This window comes from Aquabacterium sp. (assembly GCF_029946005.1).
GTDB lineage: Bacteria > Pseudomonadota > Gammaproteobacteria > Burkholderiales > Burkholderiaceae_C > Aquabacterium.
The window spans coordinates 205,851-232,708 of the sequence record NZ_JAQSDR010000014.1 but is presented as its reverse complement, the minus strand read 5'-3'; the positions used below and the strand labels follow the sequence as shown (position 1 = coordinate 232,708).

Below are 26,858 nucleotides of genomic sequence, written 5' to 3'. Positions count from 1 at the left end.
GGCGGCGCGCTTCTTCATCACTCGTCGCGGAAATCCATGGTGCGCCGATACCACTCGTGGAAGTGCTGCATGCCATCTTCCATCGGGCTTTGGTAGGGACCGACCTCGTTGTCGCCGCGCAGCATCAGTGCCTTGCGGCCAGCATCCATGCGCTCGGCGATCTCGTCGTCTTCCACGCAGGTCTCCATGTAGGCGGCCTGGTGGGCCTCGACAAAATCGCGCTCAAACGCAACGATCTCTTCGGGGTAGTAGAACTCGACCACGTTGAGGGTTTTTTGCGGCCCTTGAGGGTACATGTTCGACACCACCAGCACGTGGGGGTACCACTCCACCATCATCGTGGGGTAGTAAGTCAGCCAGACGGCGCCTTGCGTGGGCTTTTCGCCGTTGCCGTGTTTCATGACCACGTCGTGCCACTTCTTGTAGGTGGCCGAGCCGGGGCGGTCAAAGTTCTTGGCCACGCCCACGGTCTGCACCGAGTAATCGCGCGCCATGTCCCAGCTCAGGTCGTCGCAGGTGACGAAGTTGCCCAGGCCTGGGTGGAAGGGGCCGACGTGGTAATCCTCCAGGTAGACCTCGATGAAGGTTTTCCAGTTGTAGTTGCACTCGTGCAGCTCGACCTTGTCGAGCACGAAGCCGGTGAAGTCCAGGTCACCGCCGGGGGCGAAGCGCGGCGACATGCCGGCCAGGTCGGCGGCCACGTCGCGGCCATTGTCTTCAAAAATCAGGCCGTTCCAGTCGCGAACCTGGTAGTTGTTCAGGTTGAGGCAAGGGTCGTGGTCGAAGTGGGGCGCGCCGATCAGTTGGCCGTGCAGGTCGTAAGTCCAGCGGTGCAGGGGGCAGACCACGTTGTGGCGGCTGTTGCCGCGCCCGCGCAGCATCACGGCCTGGCGGTGGCGACAGACGTTGGAGATCAGCTCAACGCCTTTTTCAGTGCGCACGAGCACGCGACCTTCGCCTTCTTGAGGCAGTGCGTAGTAATCGCCGACCTCGGGCACCGACAGGGCGTGCCCCAGGTAGCGAGGACCGGACTGAAAGATGCGTTCGAGCTCCCGCAGATAAAGCACTTCATTGAAGTAGCTGGAAACAGGCAGCTGCGTGCGGCTGCGGGCGAGAGCATTGAGCGCAGGACTCAGGTCGGACATGATCCCCAAGGTTCTCCAAAAACCTATGTCAACCAAACCTCGGCCGCAGCCGAGGACCACCCCGATTCGTGACGGGAAAACCCGAAATTGTACCCGCCAGGTGAATGGCGGGGTTGTGCAAGGTCAAGGGACCACCCAGACCGGGGGCTGCCCTGAGCTTCACAGGACTTCAGGGGCGCTGCTTTTGGCCGCATGCGAAATATAGAATACGCGTTTGCCCTCACCCCAGGCTTGCCTGGGCGACACCATGGCCAAAACCCCTGTTTCCACTGCCGAACCCACCCCAGAACTGCCCCTGCCGTCCACTTACGAGGAGGCTCAGGCGGAACTGGAGCACCTGGTGAGCCAGATGGAGTCTGGCCAATTGCCCCTGGACGGCCTGCTGGCCAGCTACCGGCGCGGCGCCCAGCTGCTGCAGTTCTGCCGCGCACGGCTGGAGGCGGTCGAGGCCCAGGTCAAGCTGCTGGAAGACGGTCAACTCAAACCCTGGGACGCCGCATGAATTCTCAGGCTTACGCTGATTGGTCATCCGAGGTCCTGGCCCAGGTCGAATCGGCGCTGGAGGAATGGGTGCCCATCGACGCCCCCGCCGGACTGGGCGATGCGATGCGCTATGGCGTGCTAGATGGCGGCAAGCGACTGAGGGCGTTGCTGGTGATGGCCGCCGCGCAAGCCGCTGATGCCGAGCAAACGCCGACAGGCCGGGATGCGGCCTTGCGCGCGGCCTGCGCCGTGGAGTTGATCCACGCCTATTCCTTGGTCCACGATGACATGCCCTGCATGGACAACGACGTGCTGCGCCGTGGCAAGCCCACCGTCCACGTGCAGTTTGGTGAAGCCCGGGCCATGTTGGCAGGCGATGCCCTGCAGGCTTTGGCCTTTGAAGTGTTGACGCCGGATGCCTGCTCAGCCGATCTCGTGATGCGTGCGCCCATTCAGGCCCGTTTGTGCCGTTTGCTGGCGCGCTCGGCCGGGCAGGCAGGCATGGCGGGGGGGCAAGCCATTGACTTGGCCAGCATTGGCATCGCCTTGGATGAGGCCACTTTGCGTGACATGCACCACCGCAAGACCGGCGCTTTGCTGCGTGCCAGCGTGCAAATGGGCGCGGCCAGCGCCGGCATCGATGAATCCGGCCCCATCTGGGAGGCGTTCACCCACTATGGCGATGCCATGGGCTTGGCCTTTCAGGTGGTGGACGATATCCTGGATGCCACCCAGCCATCCGACACCTTGGGCAAGACCGCGGGCAAGGATGCCGATGCCAACAAACCCACCTATGTGAGTCTGTTGGGTTTGGCCGCGGCGCGCGCCGAGGTTGACCGCTTGCTGAAGCAGGCTCAGGATGCCCTGTCGGGCAGCGGACTTTCGCCTGAGCGCACCCGAGCTCTGTCCGCCCTGGCCGAGCGCATCGTGCACCGCGATCACTGATCCGACAACAACAAATTCATTCCCCAAGGAAGCCCACCATGACCTCAACCCTGCTGTCCAGGATCGAGACGCCCGCCGATGTCAGGCGCCTGTCTCGCCTTGAGCTCAAACAACTGGCGGGCGAGTTGCGCGAGTACCTGCTGCAAAGCGTGTCGCGCACGGGGGGGCACCTGTCGTCCAACCTGGGCACGGTGGAGCTGACGATTGCCTTGCATTACGTGTTCAACACGCCCAACGACCGGCTGGTATGGGACGTGGGCCACCAAACCTATCCGCACAAGATCCTGACCGGCCGACGTGACCGCATGCCCACACTGCGCCAGATGGGCGGCCTGAGCGGCTTTCCGCGCCGCGATGAAAGCGAGTACGACACCTTTGGCACGGCGCACTCGTCCACCTCCATCTCGGCCGCGCTCGGGATGGCCCTGGGTGCGCAACTGCGCGGCGAGGCCCGCAAGGCCGTGGCCATCATTGGCGATGGCGCCATGACGGCGGGCATGGCCTTCGAGGCGCTGAACAACGCTGGCGTGCCGCACAACGGCCGTGCAGCCGACGTGCTGGTGGTGCTGAACGACAACGACATGTCGATCTCGCCGCCCGTGGGCGCGCTGAACCGCTACCTGGCGCGTTTGATGTCGGGTCGTTTTTATTCCGCCGCGCGCGAAGGTGCCAAGCAGGTGCTGCGCAATGCGCCGCCCTTGTTCGAGCTGGTCAAAAAGCTGGAAGAGCACGCCAAGGGCATGGTCGTGCCGGCCACGATCTTTGAAGAGTTCGGCTTCAACTACGTCGGGCCCATCGACGGCCACGACCTCGATTCGCTGATCCCCACGCTGGAGAACCTGCGCGACCTGAGTGGCCCCCAGTTCCTGCACGTGGTCACCAAAAAGGGCTATGGCTACAAACTGGCCGAGGCCGACCCTGTGGCCTACCACGGCCCTGGCAAGTTCGATCCGGCCGTGGGCCTGGTCAAGGCTGCTGCCTCAAGCGAGCCCCCCAAGCCTACGTTCACGCAAGTGTTTGGCCAATGGCTTTGCGACATGGCCGCCCACGACACGCGCCTGGTGGGCATCACCCCTGCGATGCGAGAAGGCTCGGGCATGGTCGAGTTCCACCAGAAGTACCCGGGCCGGTATTTCGACGTGGGCATCGCCGAGCAGCACGCCGTGACCTTTGCGGCCGGCATGGCCTGTGAAGGGCTCAAGCCCGTGGTCGCCATTTACTCGACGTTTTTGCAGCGCGGCTACGACCAGTTGATCCACGACGTTGCCATCCAGAACCTGCCCGTGGTGTTCGCGCTGGACCGCGCCGGCATCGTCGGGGCCGATGGGGCCACGCACATGGGGGCGTTTGACATCGCTTTTGTGCGCTGCATTCCCAACATGAGCATGCTGACGCCGGCCGATGAGAATGAATGCCGCCAGGCGCTGAGCACGGCCTTCGCGCAGCAGCACCCGGTGTGCGTGCGGTACCCGCGTGGCGCGGGTGCCGGCGTGGCCGTGTCGACCGATCTGAAGACCATGCCCTGGGGCAAGGGTGAGGTGCGCCGCACCAGCCAGGCCGCGAGCGGGCAGCGCGTGGCCATCCTGGCCTTTGGCACCTTGCTCTACCCGGCGCTGAAAGCCGCGGAAAGTTTGGATGCGACCGTGGCCAACATGCGTTTCGTCAAGCCATTGGACACCGAGTTGTTGCTGGAGTTGGCCCGCACCCACGATGCTTTCGTGACCGTGGAAGAGGGGTGCGTGCAGGGCGGCGCAGGCTCTGCCGTGGCCGAGGCCCTGAGCCTCGCGGGCGTGGTCAAGCCGCTGGTGATCCTGGGCCTGCCCGACGAGTTCGTCGAGCACGGGGACCCGGTCAAGCTGATGTCGATGTGTGGCCTGGACGCGGCGGGCATCGAGCAATCGGTGCGCCAGCGCCTGCCTCAGGTGGTGGGTGCGCTGACAGCGGCGGATGCGTCCAACGTGACCGCATTGCGCGGGTAAGGCAAGTCGCCGGTCACGGGGTCGTGGCCCATGCTCTTGAGGTGCAAGGCCAGGCCCGCGTCCATGCTTTGGGCATGGTGGGGGAACCACAGCGCCAGCTCATGAGCGATCTGGCGAATGGGCCCCAACTTGCCTTGCTGTCCTTGCGCCATGCCTTCGTGCATCACCTGAAGCACCACGGCGTGCTGAGTGGCGTGGCAGTTTCCAGGGGCAAAACCCGTGGCCAGCATCCATCGGTCTTCGCGGCCAAAGTGGTCCTTGGTGTGGGCCAGCAGGGCCTGCCAGGCCTCGACCAGTTGGGCATCCGGGCTCTGCTGGACGGCCGCCAGCAAATCCACGAATTCCCGATGGATGTCGTCCATGGCGGGCATGGACAGGGACAAGGCTTCAGACCAGACAAGGGTGGCGACCATGGTGCGCGGGTTCATCCATACAACGATGCTCGCGAGGCTATCGGCTCGCTCCCAAACCGACCTTGACCTGGCGCAATGTCAGGCCAGGCGCGTGCGGTGCCGTGCCACTTGCGCGCGCACTTGCTCAGGTGCCGTACCGCCCAGCAAGTTGCGGGCGTTGAGCGATCCGCGCAGCGACAACACCTCGAACACGTCCTGACCGATGGCAGGGTTGTAGTTCTTGAGTTGGTCCAGCGACAACTCCGACAGGTCCACGCCCAGGGCAATGGCGTCCTTCACGGCGTGCGCCACCACTTCGTGCGCATCGCGGAAGGGCAGCCCTTTTTTCACCAGGTAGTCGGCCAGGTCGGTGGCGGTGGCGTAACCCTTCTTGGCAGCACGCTCCATCGCCTCGGGCTTGACGGTGATGCCCCCGGCCATTTCCGCGAAGATGCGCAGCGTGTCCTTCAAGGTGTCGACCGTGTCGAACAAGGGTTCCTTGTCTTCCTGGTTGTCCTTGTTGTAGGCCAGGGGCTGGCCCTTCATCAAGGTGATCAGGCCCATCAGGTGGCCCACCACGCGGCCGGTTTTGCCACGCGCCAGCTCAGGCACGTCGGGGTTCTTCTTCTGCGGCATGATGGATGAGCCGGTGCAGAAGCGATCCGCCAGGTCGATGAAGCCAAACGATTGGCTCATCCACAAGATCAGCTCTTCGCTGAGGCGCGAGATGTGGACCATGACCAGCGAGGCGGCGGCGGTGAACTCGATGGCGAAGTCGCGGTCGCTGACAGCGTCCAGGCTGTTTTGAGTGACGGCGGGCTGGCCTGCCTCGTCAACCATGCCCAGCGTGCGGGCCACGCGTTCGCGGTCCAAGGGGTAGCTGGTGCCGGCCAGTGCGGCCGATCCGAGAGGCAGGCGGTTGATGCGCTTGCGCAGGTCGATCAGGCGCTCTGTATCGCGGGCGAACATTTCCACATAAGCGAGCAGGTGATGGCCAAAGCTCACAGGCTGGGCCACTTGCAAATGGGTGAAGCCGGGCAGGATGGTCTCGGCGTTTCGCTCGGCCACATCGACCAGGGCCTTTTGCAGGGCGTTCAGCAGCACGCCGATTTCATCGACCTCGCTGCGCAGCCACAAGCGCACGTCGGTGGCCACCTGGTCATTGCGTGAGCGGCCGGTGTGCAGGCGCTTGCCGGCGTCGCCCACCAGCGTGGTCAGGCGGGCCTCGATGTTCAGGTGCACGTCTTCCAGGTCGAGCTTCCATTCGAAGCTGCCGGCTTCGATCTCTTGCGTGATCTGGGCCATGCCTTTCTCGATGGACGCCCAGTCGGCGGCCGAGATCAGGCCCTGGGCGTGCAGCATTTCAGCATGCGCGAGCGAGCCCTGGATGTCCGCGCGCCAGAGCCGTTTGTCGAAGAAAACGCTGGCGGTGTAGCGTTTAACCAGGTCGCTCATCGGCTCTGAGAAGAGGGCCGACCAGGCCTGGGACTTGGTGTCGAGTTGATTTGTGCTCATGGCGCAGCGTGCTTGGGCGAGAATGTTCCAACCATGGATTGTAGAGAGCCCACGCCCCCCACGTCGAACCGATCACTTCGGTCGCGGGTGGCCGCGCCTGCAAAAGCGCCATCCAGGGCCCAAACACAGGATCAGGCGGGTGACACGCTGGCCGCGCCAACCATGTGGGCGGCCACCGGATTTGACCAGCCAGCCACTCCCGCCCGCAGCGCATCGCGCTCGGCGTTTGACGTGTGCCACGTGGGCGTGGTACTGCGCGTGGTGTTGGGCATGCAACTTGTTCTGGCGCTGGGCGTGGCCCATGTGGCGGTCAGTCCGGCCGACTGGCTGGTGCGCTGGTCGCAAGCCTTGGCCACGGCATTGCCAGCCAGTTTGCTGTGGCTGGTGCTGGCCTGCGCTGGCCGTTCGCTGCTGGAGCGGATGTCGCCGCTCGGCCAGTGGGGCAGCGCGGTGCTGCTGGGCGCCTTGGCGGGCCTGTATGGCGAAGTGCAATCGTCCATGCTGGACTGGTGGATGGGTGGGGCCCAACGCAGTTGGTGGGGGGTGTGTCCGGCCATGCTGACCGGCGCGGCATTCGCCTCGGTGACCCTGGCCTGGTTGCGCCAGCGCGGTCACAGCGAGTTGCCCGCCCAGGCCCAGGCCCGCTTGGCCGAGCTGCAGGCGCGCATCCGACCGCATTTTCTGTTCAACACCTTGAACACGGCGATCGCACTGGTGCAGATCGAACCCGCGCGGGCCGAAGCCGTTCTGGAAGACCTGGCCGAGTTGTTCCGCCAGGCGCTGACCTCGCCGCATTTGCGCGCATCGCTGACCGATGAAATCGACCTGGCGCAACGCTACCTGCGCATTGAGCAATTGCGCTTTGGCGAGCGCCTGACCTTGCATTGGACGCTGGACCCGGCAGCGGGCGAGGCCGAGGTGCCTGCCCTGATGCTGCAGCCGCTGGTGGAGAACGCCGTCAAGCATGGCGTGGAGGCCGACCCGGATGGCGGCTGGCTGCGCGTGTCCACGCACGTGAAGGCGGGGCAGGCCGTGCTGACCATCACCAACTCCATTCCGGCGAATCCTCAGGCGGCCTCAACCGCTGGCCACGGCATCGCCTTGCGCAATGTGCGCCAGCGTTTGCGGCTGATGCACGATGTTGAGGCGAGTTTTGCCGCCGGGGTGCACAAAGGTGAAACGGCCGAGCATGCTTCGGTCTACGTGGTGCGCGTGTCCGTGCCGCTCAAGCCGGGGATGAATGCAAGATGAACGATGTTTTGCGCGTCATGGTGGTGGACGATGAACAGCTGGCGCGCCTGCGCCTGAAAACGCTCCTGTCGCAATCCGATTGCCCCAACGTGGTGGTGGCCGAGGCAGGTGATGCGCGTCAGGCCTTGGCGATCTTCGGTTCAAACGATGGCTCGGTCGCTCCTGTGATCGACCTGGTCCTGCTGGACATTCAAATGCCGGGCCCCGATGGACTGCGCCTGGCCGAACGATTGCGCACGCTGCCCAGTCCACCCGCCGTGGTGTTCGTGACCGCCCATGCCGGGCATGCCTTGCAGGCCTTTGAGCTGGAAGCGTTGGATTACCTGACCAAGCCGGTTCGGCTGGACCGATTGAATGCCGCGCTGGCCCGGTGCGTCAAGCGCAAGCCCCCTGCTGCCGCGCCTGGCGTGCCCGAGCCAGTGGACGAGCCCACCTTGGTGGCCCAGGACCGGGGCCGCCTGGTGCGCGTGCCTGCCTCACAGGTCATCTACCTGAAGGCCGAGCTGAAGTACGTGACCCTGCGCACGGCCGAGCACAGCCACGTGCTGGATCAATCTCTGACGGAGTTGGAGGCGCAACTGGGCGAGCGCTTTGTGCGCGTGCACCGCAATGCTTTGGTGGCTCGCTCTGCCATGAAGGCGCTGGAGCGCCGGGCCGATGACGAGGAGGGCGGCGAGACCTGGGCGGTGCAGGTCGGGCCCACGGGCGAGTGGCTGGCCGTGTCGAGAAGGCAGGTGGCCACGGTGCGCGAGGTGATGGCGGGGCGCTGAACAAAGCGCCCCGTGAGGCTTGGGCCTAGAAGCCCAGGCTGGCCAGCAGATCGTCGACTTCGCCTTGGTTGTTGACCACATCGGTGCGGCCTTCGCCATCCACCACCGGGCCGCTCAAGGAGGGTTCAATGTGGTGGTTGGCTGTCATGGCCACTTCGGCCTTGTGGGCCAACTCGGGCGGGGCGGCCTGCATCAGCACGCCAGCCAATTGCTTTTCCAGGTCGGTGGCCAGGGACACCACCTTGGCGACGACCTGACCTGTCAGATCGTGGAAGTCCTGCGCCATCATGATGTCGGTCAGGTGCCCGTCCACCCGCTGTGTGACGGTTTCCACGTCTTCCACAAAATTCATCACCGCGCCACTGGCCACGGCCTTGACCGGGTCCGCGACGAGCAGTTGTGCCAGCTTGCGCGTCTGGGCCACGATGTGGGCCTGATCGGCCTTGGCCTCGTCCACCAGGTTCAAGACCTTTTCGGCGGCGGCCGCGGTCTTGATAGCGATGTAGCTCAGGCGGCTGCGCGCATCCGGCAGGTTGTTGACCGAGTCGGTCAGCTTGGGCAGCACCCCCAACTGGTTGAGCGTGTCGTGCAACTGGCGTGTCAGCGTGCCCAACTGCTGAAAAATTTCTGGCGAAGCGGCGGCTGCTGCTGCAGGTGCCGCCATCGTGGGCAGATCGTCCATCTTCATCATTGGTTCTCCCTGCTCAGGCCGCGGCCGTGAGTTTTTGCATGATTTTTTGCACCTTCTCTTCCAGCGTCGCCTTGGTGAAGGGCTTGACAATGTAACCCGCAGCGCCGGTCTGAGCCGCCAGCACGATGTCTTCCTTGCGGGCTTCGGCGGTGACCATCAGCACCGGCAGGTGCTTGAGTGTGTCGTCCGCCTTGATGGCCTTGAGCAAGTCAAAGCCATTCATGTTGGGCATGTTGATGTCGCTGACCACGAAATCAAATTTGCCGTTTTTGAGCATGTTCAAGGCCACGGCGCCGTCTTCGGCTTCCTCCGCGTTGTTGAAGCCAATTTCCTTGAGCAAACCTCGGACGATGCGGCGCATCGTGGAAAAGTCGTCAACGATCAGGAATTTCATGTCGGGGGAGGGATTGCTCATGGCTCGTCCTTGATTCAATCGATAGAGGCCTTGCACGGCCTCCGCGAGGTGTTCACAGCCGTTATCGGCGTTCGGTGGGGAGGCTTGAGGCCTTTATGGGACTGGCCAAGGCCGCAGGAACTTCTGGGTCGGTGGCGGTTTCTTCGTCGGTCTGGCCGGATTCGATCTTGGCGGCCTGGAAGAAGCGATCCTCAGCTTCGCGGTTCATGACCACGATGCTGATGCGTCGGTTCAAGGGGCTTTCGGGGTCGTCTTTCTCATAGAGCAGGCTGGCGGCCAGCCCTTGCACGCGCAAGACCTTTTCGCCTGACAGGCCCCCCGCGATCAGTTCGCGCCGGGAAGCGTTGGCCCGGTCGGCCGATAACTCCCAATTGCTGTAGCCACGCTCACCCGCGCTGAAGGGCTTGGAGTCGGTGTGGCCTTCGATGGTGAGCCGGTTGGGCACCACCGACAGCACGGCGCCAATGGACTGCAGGATGTCGTGCATGTAGCCCTTGATCTCCGGCTTGCCGCTGTCGAACATGGGGCGGCTCTGGTCGTCCACGATCTGAATGCGCAGGCCTTCGGCCGTCAGGTCCAGGCGGATCTGGGATTTGTACTGCGCCAGGCGCGAGTCATTGGCGATGATTTCTTCCATCTTTTGCTTGAGCGCGGCCAACTGGGCGCGTTCGGCGACAGCCTGCTCGGCCTTGATGGCTTTCTTGCGGGCCTTGATCTCGGCGGTTTCCGAGGCGCCCTTCTTGAGCTGCCCCACGCTTTCGGCCAGGTTGTTGCCGCCCCCCTTGATGATCGAGGATGCATCGCCCGCGCCTGAGCCGCCAAACATGGCAACCTTCAGTGGGCTGTTGAAGTAATCGGCAATGCCCTTCTTGTCGCCCTCGGTGGTCGAGCCCAGCAGCCACATCAACAGGAAGAAGGCCATCATGGCCGTCACGAAGTCGGCGTAGGCGATCTTCCAGGCGCCACCGTGAACGGCGTGGCCGCCCTTCTTGACGCGCTTGATGATGATGGGCTGAACTTTTTTGGAATCACCGGCCATGGGAGGTCTCCGCGAGGTTCATCATGGCTTGGGTCACTTCTTGCCCTTGACGTGGCTTTCAAGCTCGGCAAAGGTGGGGCGCTCGGTCGAGTACAGCACCTTGCGGCCGAACTCGATGGCCACCTGTGGCGCGTAGCCTTGCATGCTGGCCAGCAGCACGGTCTTGACCACGTTGAATTCCTTGGTGCCTTCGTCGAGCTTTTGCTCCATCAGGCCGCCCAGCGGTTCAACCACGGCGTAAGCCAGCAAGATGCCCAGGAAGGTGCCGACCAGCGCCGAGCCGATCATGCCGCCCAGGACGGCTGGGGGTTGGCCCACCGAACCCATGGTGTTCACCACACCCAGCACGGCGGCCACGATCCCGAAGGCGGGCAGGGCGCCGGCCAGGCGGGCCACGGCGGCCACGGCGGCATGGCCTTCGTGGTGGTGGGTGTCGATCTCGTTGTCCATCAGGCTTTCGATCTCATGAGCATTGAGGTTGCCCGAGACCATCATGCGCAGGTAGTCGGTGATGAACTCGACCACGTGGTGGTCGTGGCCCATGGTGGGGTACTTCTTGAACAGGGCAGAGTTGTGGGGGTCTTCAACGTCCTTTTCAATGGACATCAGGCCTTCCTTGCGCACCTTCTGCAAGATCTCGTACATCATGGCCATCAGCTCCATGTAGCGGGCCTTGGTGTACTTGGAACTTTGGAGCAAGGTCCCGAAGTTGCGCAGCACGGCCTTGATGGTCTTGGTCTGGTTGTTGACCACGAAGGCGCCCAAGGCCCCTCCCAAGATGGCCATCATTTCCAGGGGCAGCGCATGGAGGATCACCTCCGTGTTGCCACCGTGGATGATGTATGCCCCAAAGATGCAACCCAGCGCGACGATGTATCCGATGACGACGTTCATGGTGTTCTGGTCAGGCGATGTGCGGCAGGTTGATCAATGCCTTGATCTTCGGCGAGCAAGGCAATTTCCTAAGCTGTGAACAGACGCGTGCGTGCGGGGCTTTTTTCATGGCATAGAAAAAAGCGGGCCCGGTGTGGGGCCCGCTAAAGCACTCGTCGTGCTAGGAGGAGACAAGCAAGGACGTTTCGTTTCCAAACCGCCCAACAGTTCTATCGGCAACGCATGGCCCGGCTTGAGGCCCGGCAGCGTGCGGATTTCACGAATCAATGCATGTGCAGGGCACCAGCAGCCTTGCCCTTGCCAGCGCGTGCAGGGGGGTTGCACAGGCCACAGGTGAAGTGGCGGGCGATTTCGTGGGGGTGGGTCACGTAAGAGCCACCGCACTTGTTGCATTTGGTCAGGCAGAGCATGCCGTTGTCGATGAACTTGACCAGGCGCCAGGCGCGGGTCACGGACAGCAGGGGCTCGAGGCCTTGGGACTGGGTTTGCTCCAGGTAGAGCTGGTAAGCCTTGATGACGACATCGATCTCGTCGATCTCGGAAGACTTGTTCAGGTACTCGTGGATGTTGAGGAACAAGCTGGCGTGGATGTTGGGCTGCCAGGTCATGAACCAGTCGGTCGAGAAGGGCAGTTGGCCCTTGGAAGGCGACTTGCCAGACACTTCCTTGTACAGGCGCAGCAGGCGCTCGTAAGAGATGTCGGTCTCGGACTCCAACACTTGCAGGCGAGCGCCCAAGCCGATCAAGGTGACAGCGCGTTCGATTTGCTTGGCTTCGGTCAACAGGCTCTTGGTGCGCATGGTGGGGCTTTCGAGAAGTGTGGGTGTCAAAGAACGAGGTCAGCAGATTCAGGCAGCTTCTTGATGGCGACCGGCCATCAGGATGTTGGCGTGCAGGCGGGTGACATCGCTGGAGCCCGACTTGCCGTGGTTGGTCAGCAGCGTCCAAACCAGGTCATCGTCCACACGCATGCGGCACAGCAAGGTGTTGCTGGAGGCGATCTTCAGCACCTGGGCGGGCGACAGCATGGCGATCATGGTGGCGGCTTCTTCCGACATGCCCAGGCGGAACAGGGCTTGTTCGCGGTCGGCACGGATGAGGCTCTGGGCCAGCATCAGGTACGACAGGTTGGTTTCGCGAATTTCCATCAGGATTTGGTCGGCGTTCATGGGGTGGCTCCGGGTGTCTTGGCGATCGGGTGGGGGTGGGATTTGCGTCTCACCATGGAATGAATAGTGATCCCGATGCCAGGTTTTCTTAATGGGTGCACAGCTGTATCCCGCGTTAGGCGCTGGCTGCACGTCTTGTCAGAAGATCCCTTACAAAGCCTCGAAAACCAGGGGAAACACCATCCAGAAAACAACCAGGTCAATCGATCAGGCCGTAAATTGACGGACACCAGTCGCCACACCATCCGCACCAGCTCGTCCTCCAGTTCGGGCGAGCCCAGCAGGGGGGCTCCAGAGAGGCTCTGCGGATCACGCCAATCACCGAGCGCAGCTTTCCTGGGTGATCATGGTCACCACGCTGGCTTCATTGGTCGGAAAGCACTGTAATGCTCACATCAATGCCGCCTTCAGTGGATCAGACAAGAGGAAAGCCCCCATGCCTACCACCACCTCCGTTGCATCGCTTCGCGAACTGAATGACCTGCCTGGTCCGTCCCGCCTCCCGCTGGTGGGCAATGCCTTCCAGATTGATCGCGACCTGATCCACCAGAACGTGGAGCAGTGGGCCCGGCGGTATGGCTCGCTGTTCCGCGCCTACTTTGGCCCCATCGCCGTGCTGGTCGTGGCCGACCATGAGTTGATTGGTGCCATCCTGCGAGCACGGCCCGACGATTTCAACCGTTCGGAGCGCCTGGCCATCATCTCGCGTGAGATGAACCTGAAGCTGGGTTTGTTCGCGGCCGAGGGCGATGCCTGGCGCCATCAGCGGCGCATGGTCATGGCCAGCTTCGCACCCGGCCATGTGCGCGCCTATTTCCCATCACTGCTGAAGGTGACCCAACGCCTGGGCACACGTTGGCAGAAAGCCGCGCAGGCTGGCAGCGCCATCGACCTGCAATCCGACCTGATGCGTTTCACGGTCGATGCCATCACCGGCCTGGCCTTTGGCTTTGATGTCAACACCCTGGAGTCGGACGAGGACATCATCCAGCAGCACCTGGACAAAATCTTCCCCGCTTTGTTCACGCGCATCCTGACCCTGGTGCCTTATTGGCGCGTGTTCAAGCTGCCCTCCGACCGTGATCTGGACCGCAGCGTGACGGCAGTCAAGGTGGCCATCGCCGACTTCATTGCCCAGGCGCGCGGGCGCCTGCAGGCCGACCCCACGCGCCGCGACAACCCACCCAATCTGCTGGAAGCCATGATCGCCGCCGCCGACCAGGCTGACAGCGGGGTGAACGACCAGGACGTGGCCGACAACGTGCTGACCATGCTGCTGGCCGGTGAGGACACCACGGCCAACACCCTGGCCTGGATGATCCACCTGCTGCAGCGCAATCCGCTGGCCTTGAAGCGCGCACAGGAAGAGGTGCGCAGCAAAGCCAACGACCCCGCCGCCTTCACCCCCGAAAAGATGGCCGAGCTGGACTACCTGGAAGCCTGCGCCCACGAGACCATGCGCCTCAAACCCGTCGCTCCTTTCCTGCCGCTGCAGGCCTCGCGCGACACGGTGGTGGGCGATGTGCGCGTGCCCGAAGGCACCCTGATCTGGAACGTGCTGCGCCACGACAGCGTGAGCGAGCAGCATTTCGAGGATGCTGCCGCCTTCAAGCCCGAACGCTGGCTGGCCGAGGGCAACGGCCCACAGCACAACGCCAGTCATGCCAAGCGCGTGTCCATGCCTTTTGGCGCAGGGCCGCGCGTGTGCCCGGGCCGCTACCTGGCCTTGTTGGAGATGAAGATGGCCATGGCCATGCTGCTGTCCCGCTTCGACATCGTCAGCGTGGACACGCCCGACGGCCAGGAGGCGCAAGAGCACATGGCCTTCACGATGGAGCCCGTGGGCCTGACCATGAAACTGCGTGAACGCGCTTGACGCTGGACGGCTAAAAAAAACGGACTCCGAAGAGTCCGTTGGCAAGTCACTGGCGTGACGCTAGGAGGAGAAAACAATGAAACAAGCAAAACTACAAGAACAACTACAACTACTTCGGTACCACAGAGAAATACTTGAGAAGAATCAATGCATGTGCAGGGCACCAGCGGCCTTGCCCTTGCCGGCGCGTGCTGGGGGGTTGCACAGGCCACAGGTGAAGTGGCGGGCGATTTCGTGGGGGTGGGTCACGTAAGAGCCACCGCACTTGTTGCATTTGGTCAGGCAGAGCATGCCGTTGTCGATGAACTTGACCAGGCGCCAGGCGCGGGTCACGGACAGCAGGGGCTCGAGGCCTTGGGACTGGGTCTGCTCCAGGTAGAGCTGGTAAGCCTTGATGACGACATCGATCTCGTCAATCTCGGAAGACTTGTTCAGGTACTCGTGGATGTTGAGGAATAAGCTGGCATGGATGTTGGGCTGCCAGGTCATGAACCAGTCGGTCGAGAAGGGCAGTTGGCCTTTGGAAGGCGACTTGCCAGACACTTCCTTGTACAGGCGCAGCAGGCGCTCATAAGAGATGTCGGTCTCCGACTCCAACACTTGCAGGCGGGCACCCAGGCCGATCAAGGTGACAGCACGTTCGATTTGCTTGGCTTCGGTCAACAGGCTCTTGGTGCGCATGGTGGGGCTTTCGAGAAGTGTGGGTGTCAAAGAACGAGGTCAGCAGATTCAGGCAGCTTCTTGATGGCGACCGGCCATCAGGATGTTGGCGTGCAGGCGGGTGACATCGCTGGAGCCCGACTTGCCGTGGTTGGTCAGCAGCGTCCAAACCAGGTCATCGTCCACACGCATGCGGCACAGCAAGGTGTTGCTGGAGGCGATCTTCAGCACCTGGGCGGGCGACAGCATGGCGATCATGGTGGCGGCTTCTTCCGACATGCCCAGGCGGAACAGGGCTTGTTCGCGGTCGGCACGGATGAGGCTCTGGGCCAGCATCAGGTACGACAGGTTGGTTTCGCGAATTTCCATCAGGATTTGGTCGGCGTTCATGGGGTGGCTCCGGTGTCTTGGCGATTGGGTGGGGGTGGGATTTGCGTCTCACCATGGAATGGATTCTGCGCAGTCACCTGGGATAACTGAATAGGGTGGTCGCTGTAAGGCGCGTCGGGTCCACGCTGCCTGTCGTGTAGGAAGAAACCTGACAAAGGGGTTTTGTCGGCCGCAGAAACAGGCCAAAACCCATGCAGAAAAAAGCCCGGCAATGCCGGGCCAGTCTCACGATGTGAACGCCTGGAAGACCCAGGCCGTGCCCTGTGTCACGAAGGGACGTGAGCAGGTGCTTCCACGGCGGTCGCCGGGCGCGACATCGGGCTTTCGCCACCGGGAAAACTGTGGCGAAGCACGCGCCACAGCACCGTTGGAAACTGCCTGGCCAGGCTACCCGTGTTGTAGGGCACGCCATACCGTGCGCAGATCTCGCGCACACGGGGTGCGAACTGCGCGTAGCGGTGCGAGGGCAGGTCTGGGAACAGGTGGTGTTCGATCTGGTGGCTCAGGTGCCCGGTCATGAAATTGAAGACCTTGCCACCACTGATGTTGGCCGAACCCAGGCACTGGCGCAGGTAATACTGCCCCTTGGTTTCCGCCTTCAGGTCCGCCGGGTCAAACGTGTGGATCTGGTCGGTGAAATGCCCGCAGAAGATGGTCACGAAGGTCCACAGATTGCGGATCACGTTGGCAATGAAGTGGCCCAGCAGCGAAGCCCCCAGGCCTGCCCAGAAGCCATGGCCCAGCGCCAGGCTGGCGATCCCGCCGAGCAGCGGCCACAGCAGGTAGTCCTTCTTGGTCTGGCGCCACATCTTGGCCCGCGCTGCAGGCCACAGCCGTGCGATGTTCACCTTGGTGGCCTCTCGGTCGTTTCGCAATTGATCGAAGGCCATGTTGTGGATGCCAATGGCCCACTCGAACAGAAACGCCACGATGACCATGTAGAGGCTCTGGACGGCGTGGCGCGGCTCCCACGGCGTGTCGCTCGACAAGCGCAAAAAGCCATACCCAAAGTCGCGGTCAATGCCCTCGACGTTGGTGTAATAGTGGTGCATGTGGTTGTGGGACTCTTTCCAGTTCTGCTGGCTGCAGACCGTGTCCCAGTCACAGGTGATGCCCTCAAAGCGCGGATCGTTCAACCAGCTGTACTGGCCATGCATCACGTTGTGCCCGAACTCCATGTTGTCGATGCACTTGCTCAGGCCCAGGAGCACCGCCCCGAGCAGCCCGATGGGCCAGCCCAGCGCGGCCAGGGTCAGCAATGCACGCCCGGCCGATTCCAGGCCCCGGATCAGGTAAAGCACGCCCTTGATGTAGCGCGAATCCGACTCGTCGAGGGAGGCCTTGAAGTCAACCCGCACCTGGTCGATCTCGCGGGCGAAAGCATCGAACTCCGCTGTCGTCTGGGGGCCAGGCGTGATCCGCATGTTCGGCCGACAGGCGGAGCTGATGTTCATGTCACGCGTTCTCGGGCAAGATCGATTCGACTTCAATGTGAACGGCCTTGTGCGGGCCGCCCGGCAGGCTGTAGCGGGCCACGCGCTTGAGCACCGTCATCAACTGCCAGGCGAACTTGCCGGTGTTGTAGGGCACGCCGTATTTGGCGCACACGGCCTGCACCTTGGGCGCCATCTCGCCATAGCGGTTCGCGGGGATGTCGGGGAAGAGGTGGTGCTCGACCTGGTGGCTGAGGTTGCCGCTCATGAAGTGCATCCAGCGGCCGCCCTGGATGTTGGCCGAACCCAAAATCTGGCGCAGGTACCACTGGCCCTTCGATTCGTTCTGGATCGATTGCTTGCTGAAGGTGTAGATGTCGTCAGTGAAGTGGCCACAGAAGATGATGGCCCAGGCCCAGACGTTGCGGATGATGTTGGCGGCGAAGTTGCCCACCAGCACGGCCAGGGCGGCATCCACCGCGTGGCCGAAAGGCATGGCCAGGGCAGCGGCCAGCAAAGGCCAGGCGGCGTAGTCGCGCAGGAGCTGGCGAGCGAACTTCTGGCGCACCACGCGCCACTGGGGCTGCACATCGGCCCACTTCTTGCGGCCGATGACCACCTTGTCCATCTGCATGTCGTGCACGGCCACGAACCATTCGAAGTACAGCGCCAGCAGGGCCGTCAACACCAGTTGGAAGGGGTGCAGCCAGCTCCAGCGCAGGTCGTTGGACAAGCGCAGCAGGCCGTAGCCAAAGTCGCGGTCCATGCCGATGACGTTGGTGTAGGTGTGGTGCACGAAGTTGTGCGCGTGGCGCCATTCGGAGGCGGGGCAGGTGTTGTCCCAGTCGAAAGTGTCGCCATGGAAGCGCGGGTCGTTCATGAAGTTGTACTGGCCGTGCATCACGTTGTGGCCCAACTCCATGTTGTCCACGATCTTGGAGATGCCCAGCAGCAAGGTGCCCAGGAACCACGTGGGCGGGAACCAGCCGAACAGCAGCAGCGCGCGGCCCAGGGCCTCGGTCACACGCACGGTGCGCAACACCTTGCGAATGTGCTGAGCATCTTGCTCACCAACGAGCTTGCGCGCCTCGGCGCCAATGACGTCCAGGTCGCGTTGAAAGGCGTCCATCTGTTCGATGGTCTTGGGGCCGATCTGTTTCGTGGGGTGATTCATGGTCGTACCTGCCAGGCTCATTCAATCAATTCAGGGATTCAAGGTCGAGGTCGCTCATCGCTGCGCTGACGCACAGGCGGATGGGCTGGCCTTCGCCATCGATGCGGGCGCCAGACGTCAGATCGCGCACGCTGCCGCTGCGCAAGCGGCAGGTGCATTCGTGGCAAATGCCCTGGCGGCAGCCGTGTTTCATGGTCAATCCAGCCATTTCACCCGCGACCAGGATGGTCAGGTCGCCGGGGGCTGAGAAGCTGTGAGTCTGACGGGCGCGTTCCATGTGCACGGAATGCACCGCGTGGGTGTCGCCGGAGGGTTTCGCGGGTGCGAACGCTTCCAGGTGCAATTGCACGCCGATGCCGGCGTCCAGCCATAACTGGCGGGCAGCGTCCATCAGCGGTGCCGGGCCGCAACAATAAGCAAGGGTTTGGCGCCATTGAGGCGCGGTTTGGTCCAGCAGGGCGACGTCCAGCACTTGCTGTTGCGCCTGAGCACCGGGCCCCGTGACCGTGTTGGCCACGCTGTCGATGGCCACATAGGTGAACTGTGGCCAACGCTTGGCCATGTCGTCCAGGGCCTGCGCAAAGATGCGGTCTTCACGGCCCCGTGCAAAGTAAATCAGCGTGGCGCGTGTGGCGGCCTGGCTGCGCAGCAGGTGCTCCAGCATGGCCATGCAGGGCGTGATGCCGCTGCCACCAGCCATCAGCAAGACTTCAGAGGGCGTGGCGGCTGGCAGTGTGAAGGCGCCCCCCGCGTGATCGATCTCGATGATGTCGCCAACCTTCGTGTGCTCGTTCAGGTGGTTGGACATCAGGCCGCCCGGCTGGCGTTGCACGGTGATGGCAAAGCGTCCGGGGCGGCCATCGACGCTGCGCGGCGAGTAGGCGCGGCGGTGGCGCACCCCATCAATGACCACGCTGAACAAGATGAACTGGCCAGGCTGCAGGCCTCGGAAGGCCGAACCTGCTTGCATCACCAGGGTGGTGGCGCCGGGTGTCTCGGACTGTTTGGCGATCACCCGCGCATGCAGGCGCGTCACCGTCAGCAGCGGGCTGATGAGGCTGAGGGTGTCATCGAAGGCGAGGGGACTGATGCCCCAGTGCGTCAGCCACCCCGACACGCGGCCCATGGCCGAGGGCGTCAAGGAGGATGAAGAATGATCAACCATCAGGGGAAAACTCCGGGCAACAAGACAACGTTGAGGCTCGCCAAAAACCACGGGGAGCGTGCAACATTAATCGTTAGTTTAATGCACATGTGTATAGCGTACTGTCTAGGGCTTTTCGGAGCATCGGGGGAAGTCCTTGAAATCTCAGGGTTCCCCCGCAAACAAGGGGGTTGGGGTCATCGGTCCCGCTAGGTTGCTTTGCCTCAGAATTCGGGGTCAGACCCGATCCAAGGAGCAGCACATGGCGCGCATGCCACGGTTGAGCGGGGCCGAATGGCCCCACATGGTGGTTCAGCACGTTCACGAAGGTCAGGCGCTGGTGCGCGATGAGGCCGATGTGGCCTTGTTGCTGCGCATTTTGAAAGAGGCGGCCCGTGAGGAGTCGGTGGCCATCCACGCCTATGTCATCGCCATTGACCACCTGCACCTGCTGGCCACGCCCGCCACCGATGAAGGCTTGAGCCGCTTGATGCAGTCGGTGGGGCGGCGCTATGTGGCCGCCTACAACCGGCGTCATGACCGGCGCGGTGGCTTGTGGTCGGGGCGTTACCGCTGCACGGTGATCGAGGCGGCGCGGTACTTGCTTGATGGCATGGTTTTCATCGAACAACATGCTTTGCGGGCGGGGGCGGTGCAGCACGTGACGGAAGACCGGTGGTCCAGCGTCGGTCACCACCTGGGTTTGCGGGTGGACCCTGTGATCCAGGACCATCCCCTGTACTGGGCTTTGGGCAACACGCCTTTTGACCGCGAAGCGGCTTGGCGGCGACGCCTTGAACAGGGATTGTCCGCTCGGCAGGTGTCCGAGTTATCCAGTGCCACGCACAAAGGGTGGGCTTTAGGGGGTGATGATTTTCTTCAGAAGGTTCAGGGGGTGCTGGGGCGGCATGTGCAGCCCAAGCCTCGCGGGCGACCCCGTCGGCTCACCCCGGTGGATGAGGCACCGAAATAGGGCGTTTTCCTCGTGAACTTGGTGATGTGTCCCTGATTAAGGCCCTTGTTTATGTCGTTGATCTGTTAATTATGGTCTGACCCTATTTAATGGACTTGAAATTGGCTGCCTCGCGCAGTATCCTTGGGCCTCTTTGCCGTTGTTTTATCTCCACTCACTTCTGGAGCGCGCCATGAACCAGGCGACTTCGGGAACTCAGTTCCCCACCTCAACCGAAGCTTCTACCTCGGCCACCCAACAAGAAATCCTGCATGCCGCCGAGCATGGGATGTACGCCAACGCCGAGCACGACGCGTGCGGTGTGGGCTTCGTGGCGCACATCAAGGGCCAAAAAGCCCACAGCATCGTGCGCCAGGGCTTGCAGATCCTGGAGAACATTGACCACCGGGGTGCCGTGGGTGCCGATCCGCTGATGGGCGACGGTGCTGGCTTGCTGATCCAGATTCCCGACGAGTTCTACCGTGCCGAGATGGCCAAACAGGGTGTTGATTTGCCCCCGCCTGGCGAATATGGCGTGGGCATGATCTTCCTGCCCAAGGAAAGCGCCTCGCGCCTGGCGTGCGAGCAAGAGATGGAGCGCGCCATCAAGGCCGAAGGCCAGGTGTTGCTGGGCTGGCGTGACGTGCCCGTGGACCGCGACATGCCTATGTCGCCCACCGTGCGCGAAAAAGAGCCGGTCATGCGCCAGGTCTTCGTGGGTCGTGGCCCGGACATCCTGGTGCCCGATGCCCTGGAGCGCAAGCTCTACGTGATCCGCAAGACGGCCTCCAGCAAGATCTCCAGCCTGAGCCTGACGCACGGCGGCGAGTACTACGTGGTGAGCATGTCGTGCCGCACCATCATCTACAAGGGCCTGCTGCTGGCCGACCAGGTCGGCAAGTACTACCTTGACCTGGCCGATGAGCGCGTGGTCTCGGCCCTGGCGCTGGTGCACCAGCGCTTTTCGACCAACACCTTCCCCGAATGGCCTCTGGCCCACCCGTACCGCATGGTGGCGCACAACGGTGAAATCAACACCGTCAAGGGCAACTTCAACTGGATGCGCGCCCGCGAAGGCGTGATGAAGTCGCCCGTGCTGGGCGATGACCTGAAGAAGCTCTACCCCATCAGCATGGACGGCCAGTCGGACACCGCCACGTTTGACAACGCGCTCGAACTGCTGACCATGTCGGGCTACCCGCTGGCGCAAGCCGCGATGATGATGATCCCGGAAGCGTGGGAGCAGCACTCGACCATGGACGAGCGCCGCCGCGCCTTCTATGAATACCACGCCGCCATGATGGAACCCTGGGACGGCCCGGCCGCCATGGTCTTCACCGACGGCCGCCAGATTGGCGCCACGCTGGACCGCAATGGCCTGCGCCCCGCCCGTTTCATCATCACCGACGACGACCTCGTGGTCCTGGCCTCGGAATCGGGCGTGCTGCCCATCCCCGAGAACAAGATCATCAAGAAGTGGCGCCTCCAGCCCGGCAAGATGCTGCTGATCGACTTCGAGCAAGGTCGCATCATCAATGACGAAGAGCTCAAGGCCCAGTTCACGCAGGCCAAGCCTTACCGTCAGTGGATCGAGAACGTCCGCATCAAGCTGGACACCATCGAGGCCAGCGGCACCGTGGGCGAGTTCAGCGAATCGCTGCTCGACCGCCAGCAGGCTTTTGGCTACACCCAGGAAGACGTCAAGTTCCTGATGGCCCCCATGGCCACCAATGGCGAGGAAGCCACGGGCTCGATGGGCAACGACTCGCCCCTGGCCGTGCTGTCGGACAAGAACAAGCCGCTGTACAACTACTTCAAGCAGTTGTTCGCGCAAGTCACCAACCCGCCGATCGACCCGATCCGCGAAGCGGTGGTGATGTCGCTGGTGTCCTTCATTGGCCCGAAGCCCAACCTGCTGGACATCAACGCGGTGAACCCGCCGATGCGTCTTGAAGTGTCCCAGCCCGTGCTGGACTTCAACGACATGGCGCGCCTGCGCAACATCGACAAGCACACCGGTGGCAAGTTCAAGCCTTACGAGATCGACATCGTCTATCCACTGGCCTGGGGGCACGAAGGTGTCGAAGCCAAGCTGGCCTCGCTGTGCGCTGAAGCGGTGGAAGCGATCCAGTCGGGTCACAACATCCTGATCATCAGCGACCGCAAGATGGACCGCAGCAACATCGCCATCCCGGCCTTGCTGGCGCTGTCGGCCATCCACCACCACCTGGTCCGCAAGGGCCTGCGCACGTCGGCTGGCTTGGTCGTTGAAACCGCCACGGCGCGTGAAGTGCACAACTTCGCGGTGCTGGCGGGTTATGGCGCTGAAGCCGTCCACCCCTACCTGGCGTTGGAAACGCTGGTGTCCATGCACCAGGAGTTGCCGGGTGAGTTGTCGGCCGACAAGGCCATCTACAACTACGTCAAGGCGATTGGCAAGGGCCTGTCCAAGATCATGTCCAAGATGGGCGTGTCGACCTACATGTCGTATTGCGGCGCGCAGTTGTTCGAGGCCATCGGCCTGAACAAGGAGCTGATCGACAAGTACTTCCGTGGCACGGCCACGCAAGTGGGTGGCATCGGCGTGTTCGAAGTGGCCGAGGAAGGCATCCGCAACCACAAGGCCGCGTTCGGGGCTGACCCGGTGCTGGAATCCATGCTGGACGCCGGTGGCGAGTACGCCTGGCGCACCCGTGGTGAAGACCACATGTGGACGCCGGACGCGATCGCCAAACTGCAGCACAGCACGCGTGCCAACAAGTTCGACACCTACAAGGAATACGCCCAGATCATCAACGACCAGTCGCGTCGTCACCTGACCCTGCGCGGCCTGTTCGAGTTCAAGATCGACCCGGCCAAGGCCATCCCGCTGGAAGAAGTCGAGTCGGCTGCCGACATCGTCAAGCGCTTTGCCACGGGCGCCATGTCGTTGGGTTCGATCAGCACCGAAGCGCACTCCACACTGGCCCTGGCCATGAACCGCATCGGCGGCAAGAGCAACACCGGTGAGGGCGGCGAAGACGCGGCCCGTTACCGTCAAGAGCTCAAGGGCATCCCGATCAAGCAAGGCACCAAGGTGTCCGAGATCATCGGCGCCAATGTCGTCGAAGTCGACTACGAGATGAACGCTGGCGACAGCCTGCGCTCCAGGATCAAGCAAGTGGCCTCGGGCCGCTTCGGTGTCACCACCGAGTACCTGACGTCCGCCGACCAGATCCAGATCAAGATGGCCCAGGGTGCCAAGCCTGGCGAAGGCGGCCAGTTGCCCGGTGGCAAGGTCTCCGACTACATCGGCAAGCTGCGCCACTCGGTGCCGGGCGTGGGCCTGATTTCGCCCCCGCCGCACCATGACATCTACTCGATCGAGGACTTGGCCCAGCTGATCCACGATCTGAAGAACGTCAACCCCAAGGCCGACATCTCCGTCAAGCTGGTGTCTGAAGTGGGTGTGGGCACGGTGGCGACTGGCGTGGCCAAGGCCAAGGCCGACCACATCGTGATCGCGGGCCACGATGGCGGCACGGGCGCCTCGCCCTGGTCGTCGATCAAGCACTGCGGCACGCCGTGGGAACTCGGCCTGGCCGAAACCCAGCAAACGCTGGTGCTGAACCGCCTGCGCGGCCGCATCCGTCTGCAGGCCGACGGTCAGATGAAGACCGGCCGTGACGTGGTCATCGGTGCCTTGTTGGGCGCCGACGAGTTCGGCTTCGCCACCGCACCGCTGGTGGTCGAGGGCTGCATCATGATGCGCAAGTGCCACCTGAACACCTGCCCGGTGGGCGTGGCCACGCAAGACCCGGTGCTGCGCAAGAAGTTCTCCGGCAAGCCCGAGCACGTCGTCAACTTCTTCTTCTTTGTCGCCGAAGAAGCGCGTCAGATCATGGCGCAACTGGGCATCAAGAAGTTCGACGAACTGATCGGCCGCGCTGACCTGCTGGACACCCGCAAGGGCGTCGAGCACTGGAAGGCCAAGGGCCTGGACTTCACCCGCGTGTTTGCGCTGCCGCCGGTGCCCGCCGACGTGCCGCGTCTGCACGTGTCGACGCAAGACCATGGCCTGGACAAGGCCCTGGACCTGCGCCTGATCGAGAAGTCCCGCGCCGCCATCGAGCGTGGCGAGAAGGTCCAGTTCATGGAAGAGGCCCGCAACGTCAACCGCACTGTTGGCGCCATGCTGTCGGGCGAGCTGATCAAGCACCACCCCGATGGCTTGCCAGACCAGACCATCTTCATCCAGATGGAAGGCACGGGCGGCCAATCGTTCGGCGCCTTCCTGGCCAAGGGCATCACCCTGTACCTGATCGGTGAGGCCAACGACTACACCGGCAAGGGCCTGAGCGGCGGCCGCGTGGTGGTGCGCCCCAGCATAGATTTCCGTGGCAACGCGGTCGACAACATCATCGTGGGCAACACGGTGCTGTACGGCGCCACCAGTGGCGAGGCCTTCTTCCGTGGTGTCGGCGGCGAGCGCTTCGGCGTGCGCCTGTCGGGTGCCACGGCCGTGGTCGAAGGCACGGGCGACCACGGTTGCGAATACATGACCGGCGGCACCGTGGTGGTCTTGGGCCAGACCGGCCGCAACTTCGCGGCGGGCATGTCGGGCGGCGTGGCTTATGTCTACGACGAAGACGGCCAATTCAGCAGGCGTGCCAACCTGGCCCAGGTCAGCCTGGAAAAGGTGCTGCCCGCAGCCGACCAGCAGGCCGATGGCATCCCCATGCACAACGGTGTGGCCGACGAGGCTTTGCTCAAGAAGCTGATCGAAGACCACCACCGCTGGACCGGATCGCTGCGTGCGCGCGAAATCCTTGACCAATGGAGCACGCTGCTGCCCAAGTTCGTCAAGGTCTTCCCGCACGAATACCGCCGCGCCCTCACCGAGATGGGCGCCAAACAAGAAACCGTCGCCACCATCGCCAAAGCCAAGGACGATGTGAAGGCCAAGTCTGGCAAGGCCAAGGCCTGAGCGGCCAGACACACAGGAGTTCATCGACATGGGAAAACCCACCGGCTTTTTGGAATTCGACCGTCTTGAAGAGGGCTATGCCCCCGTTGAGGCGCGGCTGAAGAACTACAAGGAATTCGTCATCGGCCTCAAGCCCGAAGACGCCAAGATCCAGGGCGCGCGCTGCATGGACTGCGGCACGCCGTTTTGCAACAGCGGCTGCCCCGTCAACAACATCATTCCGGACTTCAACGACCTGGTTTACCGGGGCGACTGGAAGAACGCGATCACGGTGCTGCACAGCACCAACAACTTCCCCGAGTTCACCGGCCGCATCTGCCCCGCACCCTGCGAGGCCGCCTGCACCTTGAACGTGAATGACGACGCGGTGGGCATCAAGTCCATCGAGCACGCCATCATCGACAAGGCCTGGGCCGAAGGTTGGGTTCAAGCCCGCCCCGCCACGGTCAAGACCGGCAAGAAGATCGCCGTGGTGGGCTCCGGCCCCGCCGGCATGGCCGCTGCACAGCAACTGGCCCGCGTGGGCCACGACGTCACGGTGTTCGAAAAGAACGACCGCGTCGGCGGCCTGCTGCGCTACGGCATCCCCGATTTCAAGATGGACAAGGGCCACATCGACTTGCGCGTTAAGCAGATGGAAGCCGAGGGCATCGTCTTCAAGACGAATGTGATGGTGGGTGAGTTGCCAAAATCAGGGCCAGGCAGCAAGGTCACCAACTGGGCCAAGGAAACCGTCACGCCCAAGCAGTTGCAAGCGGACTTCGATGCTGTGCTGCTGGCCGGGGGCGCAGAGCAATCGCGCGACCTGCCCGTGCCTGGGCGCGACTTGTCAGGCATCCATTTCGCGATGGAATTCCTGCCCATGCAGAACCGTATCAACGGCGGCGGCAAGGTCAAGGACCAAATCATGGCCACGGGCAAGAACGTGATCGTGATCGGCGGCGGCGACACTGGCTCCGATTGTGTGGGCACTTCCAACCGCCATGGCGCGACCAGCGTGACCCAGTTCGAGGTCATGCCCCGTCCGCCCGAAGAGGAAGACCGCCCCATGACCTGGCCTTACTGGCCGATCAAGCTGCGCACCTCGTCCAGCCACGAAGAAGGCTGCGAGCGCGAGTTCGCCATTGCCACCAAAGAGTTCATCGGCGAAGGCGGCAAGGTCACGGGCGTCAAGACCGTGCGCGTCGAATTCAAGAACGGCAAGTTCGAAGAAGTGGCGGGCAGCGAGCAGGTGCTCAAGGCCGACTTGGTGCTGCTGGCCATGGGTTTTGTCAGCCCGGTCGAGACCATCATCAGCGGCTTCGGAGTGGACAAGGACAACCGCGGCAACGCGCGCGCCAGCACCGACTTCATGGGTGGTTACGCCACCAATGTGGACAAGGTGTTTGCCGCAGGCGACATGCGCCGGGGCCAGTCCCTGGTGGTGTGGGCGATCCGCGAAGGCCGCCAGGCCGCACGTTCGATCGACGAGTTCCTGATGGGCACGTCCGATCTGCCGCGTTAAGCCTCCAAAGTCGTCAACCTGTCAGCGCAGCGTCCGCGGTCATCACCGTGGCGTTGCGCTGAGCCATTTGG

At 63.0% G+C, this 26,858-nt stretch carries 23 protein-coding genes; 9 read left to right on the top strand and 14 right to left on the bottom strand.

Annotation, left to right across the window (positions count from 1 at the left end; all coding sequences use genetic code 11):
- Positions 1-17 precede the first annotated feature (17 nt).
- Complete coding sequence (locus PSV38_RS11045; protein WP_300547365.1) at positions 18-1,145, bottom strand: aromatic ring-hydroxylating dioxygenase subunit alpha; 1,128 nt, start codon at positions 1,143-1,145, stop codon at positions 18-20.
- Positions 1,146-1,392: 247 nt separating this feature from the next.
- On the opposite strand from PSV38_RS11045, the gene PSV38_RS11040 reads away from it, so the two are divergent.
- From PSV38_RS11040 to dxs, 3 genes are read left to right on the top strand one after another with little or no spacing between them, the layout of a single operon-like run.
- The gene (locus PSV38_RS11040) at positions 1,393-1,647 is read left to right on the top strand and encodes an exodeoxyribonuclease VII small subunit (RefSeq protein WP_300547363.1); all 255 of its coding nucleotides are present in this window, start codon (positions 1,393-1,395) and stop codon (positions 1,645-1,647) included.
- Positions 1,644-2,573 (top strand): polyprenyl synthetase family protein, encoded by a 930-nt coding sequence (locus PSV38_RS11035; protein ID WP_300547362.1) that lies wholly within the window; start codon positions 1,644-1,646, stop codon positions 2,571-2,573. The genes PSV38_RS11040 and PSV38_RS11035 overlap by 4 nt, the downstream gene beginning before the upstream one ends.
- Before the next feature lie 38 nt (positions 2,574-2,611).
- Positions 2,612-4,552, top strand: coding sequence for a 1-deoxy-D-xylulose-5-phosphate synthase (gene dxs / locus PSV38_RS11030; protein WP_300547360.1), 1,941 nt, complete (start codon positions 2,612-2,614; stop codon positions 4,550-4,552).
- Here the strand turns inward: dxs and PSV38_RS11025 are convergent.
- Positions 4,492-4,965, bottom strand: coding sequence for a hemerythrin domain-containing protein (locus PSV38_RS11025; protein ID WP_300547358.1), 474 nt, complete (start codon positions 4,963-4,965; stop codon positions 4,492-4,494). The genes dxs and PSV38_RS11025 overlap by 61 nt on opposite strands.
- A 78-nt stretch (positions 4,966-5,043) precedes the next feature.
- Positions 5,044-6,459, bottom strand: a complete 1,416-nt coding sequence (gene argH / locus PSV38_RS11020; RefSeq protein ID WP_300547356.1) for an argininosuccinate lyase — start codon at positions 6,457-6,459, stop codon at positions 5,044-5,046.
- Positions 6,460-6,621: 162 nt separating this feature from the next.
- On the opposite strand from argH, the gene PSV38_RS11015 reads away from it, so the two are divergent.
- Both PSV38_RS11015 and PSV38_RS11010 read left to right on the top strand, forming a co-directional pair.
- On the top strand, positions 6,622-7,710 hold the full coding sequence (locus tag PSV38_RS11015; protein ID WP_300547354.1) for a histidine kinase: 1,089 nt from the start codon (positions 6,622-6,624) through the stop codon (positions 7,708-7,710).
- Entirely contained in the window at positions 7,707-8,480 is a 774-nt protein-coding gene (locus PSV38_RS11010; RefSeq protein WP_300547352.1) for a LytTR family DNA-binding domain-containing protein, read from the top strand. The genes PSV38_RS11015 and PSV38_RS11010 overlap by 4 nt, the downstream gene beginning before the upstream one ends.
- 25 nt (positions 8,481-8,505) lie before the next feature.
- Here PSV38_RS11010 and PSV38_RS11005 read toward each other — a convergent pair whose 3' ends face one another.
- The 6 genes from PSV38_RS11005 to flhD (PSV38_RS10980) all read right to left on the bottom strand — a co-directional run bounded on the left by PSV38_RS11005 (position 8,506) and on the right by flhD (PSV38_RS10980) (position 12,688).
- Positions 8,506-9,168 carry a protein phosphatase CheZ gene (locus PSV38_RS11005; protein ID WP_300547351.1) on the bottom strand — a complete coding sequence of 221 codons (663 nt, stop codon included), beginning with the start codon at positions 9,166-9,168 and terminating at the stop codon, positions 8,506-8,508.
- A 16-nt stretch (positions 9,169-9,184) separates the two neighbouring features.
- Positions 9,185-9,586, bottom strand: coding sequence for a chemotaxis response regulator CheY (cheY, locus tag PSV38_RS11000; protein ID WP_300547350.1), 402 nt, complete (start codon positions 9,584-9,586; stop codon positions 9,185-9,187).
- Between the two features lie 61 nt (positions 9,587-9,647).
- Entirely contained in the window at positions 9,648-10,625 is a 978-nt protein-coding gene (gene motB / locus PSV38_RS10995; protein ID WP_300547348.1) for a flagellar motor protein MotB, read from the bottom strand.
- A 33-nt stretch (positions 10,626-10,658) separates the two neighbouring features.
- Positions 10,659-11,519, bottom strand: a complete 861-nt coding sequence (gene motA / locus PSV38_RS10990; RefSeq protein ID WP_300547346.1) for a flagellar motor stator protein MotA — start codon at positions 11,517-11,519, stop codon at positions 10,659-10,661.
- Positions 11,520-11,782: 263 nt separating this feature from the next.
- Positions 11,783-12,319, bottom strand: coding sequence for a flagellar transcriptional regulator FlhC (gene flhC / locus PSV38_RS10985; RefSeq protein ID WP_300547342.1), 537 nt, complete (start codon positions 12,317-12,319; stop codon positions 11,783-11,785).
- A gap of 48 nt (positions 12,320-12,367) precedes the next feature.
- Positions 12,368-12,688, bottom strand: a complete 321-nt coding sequence (gene flhD / locus PSV38_RS10980; RefSeq protein ID WP_300547341.1) for a flagellar transcriptional regulator FlhD — start codon at positions 12,686-12,688, stop codon at positions 12,368-12,370.
- 436 nt (positions 12,689-13,124) lie between these two features.
- Between flhD (PSV38_RS10980) and PSV38_RS10975 the strand changes: the two genes are divergently transcribed.
- Complete coding sequence (locus PSV38_RS10975; RefSeq protein WP_300547344.1) at positions 13,125-14,564, top strand: cytochrome P450; 1,440 nt, start codon at positions 13,125-13,127, stop codon at positions 14,562-14,564.
- 144 nt (positions 14,565-14,708) lie between these two features.
- Here PSV38_RS10975 and flhC (PSV38_RS10970) read toward each other — a convergent pair whose 3' ends face one another.
- The 5 genes from flhC (PSV38_RS10970) to PSV38_RS10950 form a co-directional block, all read right to left on the bottom strand.
- Positions 14,709-15,245 carry a flagellar transcriptional regulator FlhC gene (gene flhC, locus PSV38_RS10970; RefSeq protein WP_300547342.1) on the bottom strand — a complete coding sequence of 179 codons (537 nt, stop codon included), beginning with the start codon at positions 15,243-15,245 and terminating at the stop codon, positions 14,709-14,711.
- A 48-nt stretch (positions 15,246-15,293) separates the two neighbouring features.
- Positions 15,294-15,614: a flagellar transcriptional regulator FlhD gene (gene flhD, locus PSV38_RS10965; protein ID WP_300547341.1), complete on the bottom strand. Its 321-nt coding sequence runs from the start codon at positions 15,612-15,614 to the stop codon at positions 15,294-15,296.
- 266 nt (positions 15,615-15,880) lie between these two features.
- Positions 15,881-17,068 carry an acyl-CoA desaturase gene (locus tag PSV38_RS10960; protein ID WP_300547340.1) on the bottom strand — a complete coding sequence of 396 codons (1,188 nt, stop codon included), beginning with the start codon at positions 17,066-17,068 and terminating at the stop codon, positions 15,881-15,883.
- Position 17,069: 1 nt separating this feature from the next.
- Positions 17,070-18,221 (bottom strand): acyl-CoA desaturase, encoded by a 1,152-nt coding sequence (locus tag PSV38_RS10955; RefSeq protein ID WP_300547338.1) that lies wholly within the window; start codon positions 18,219-18,221, stop codon positions 17,070-17,072.
- Positions 18,222-18,246: 25 nt separating this feature from the next.
- A complete protein-coding gene (locus tag PSV38_RS10950) occupies positions 18,247-19,386 on the bottom strand; it encodes a ferredoxin reductase (RefSeq protein WP_300547336.1) in 1,140 nt (379 codons plus the stop codon).
- Positions 19,387-19,627: 241 nt separating this feature from the next.
- Here PSV38_RS10950 and PSV38_RS10945 point away from each other — a divergent pair, with 241 nt between their 5' ends.
- The 3 genes from PSV38_RS10945 to PSV38_RS10935 all read left to right on the top strand — a co-directional run bounded on the left by PSV38_RS10945 (position 19,628) and on the right by PSV38_RS10935 (position 26,787).
- Positions 19,628-20,338, top strand: a complete 711-nt coding sequence (locus tag PSV38_RS10945; RefSeq protein ID WP_300547335.1) for a transposase — start codon at positions 19,628-19,630, stop codon at positions 20,336-20,338.
- Between the two features lie 268 nt (positions 20,339-20,606).
- Entirely contained in the window at positions 20,607-25,283 is a 4,677-nt protein-coding gene (locus tag PSV38_RS10940; RefSeq protein ID WP_300547485.1) for a glutamate synthase-related protein, read from the top strand.
- A 28-nt stretch (positions 25,284-25,311) separates the two neighbouring features.
- Positions 25,312-26,787: a glutamate synthase subunit beta gene (locus PSV38_RS10935; RefSeq protein ID WP_300547333.1), complete on the top strand. Its 1,476-nt coding sequence runs from the start codon at positions 25,312-25,314 to the stop codon at positions 26,785-26,787.
- The last annotated feature ends 71 nt before the right edge of the window (positions 26,788-26,858 follow it).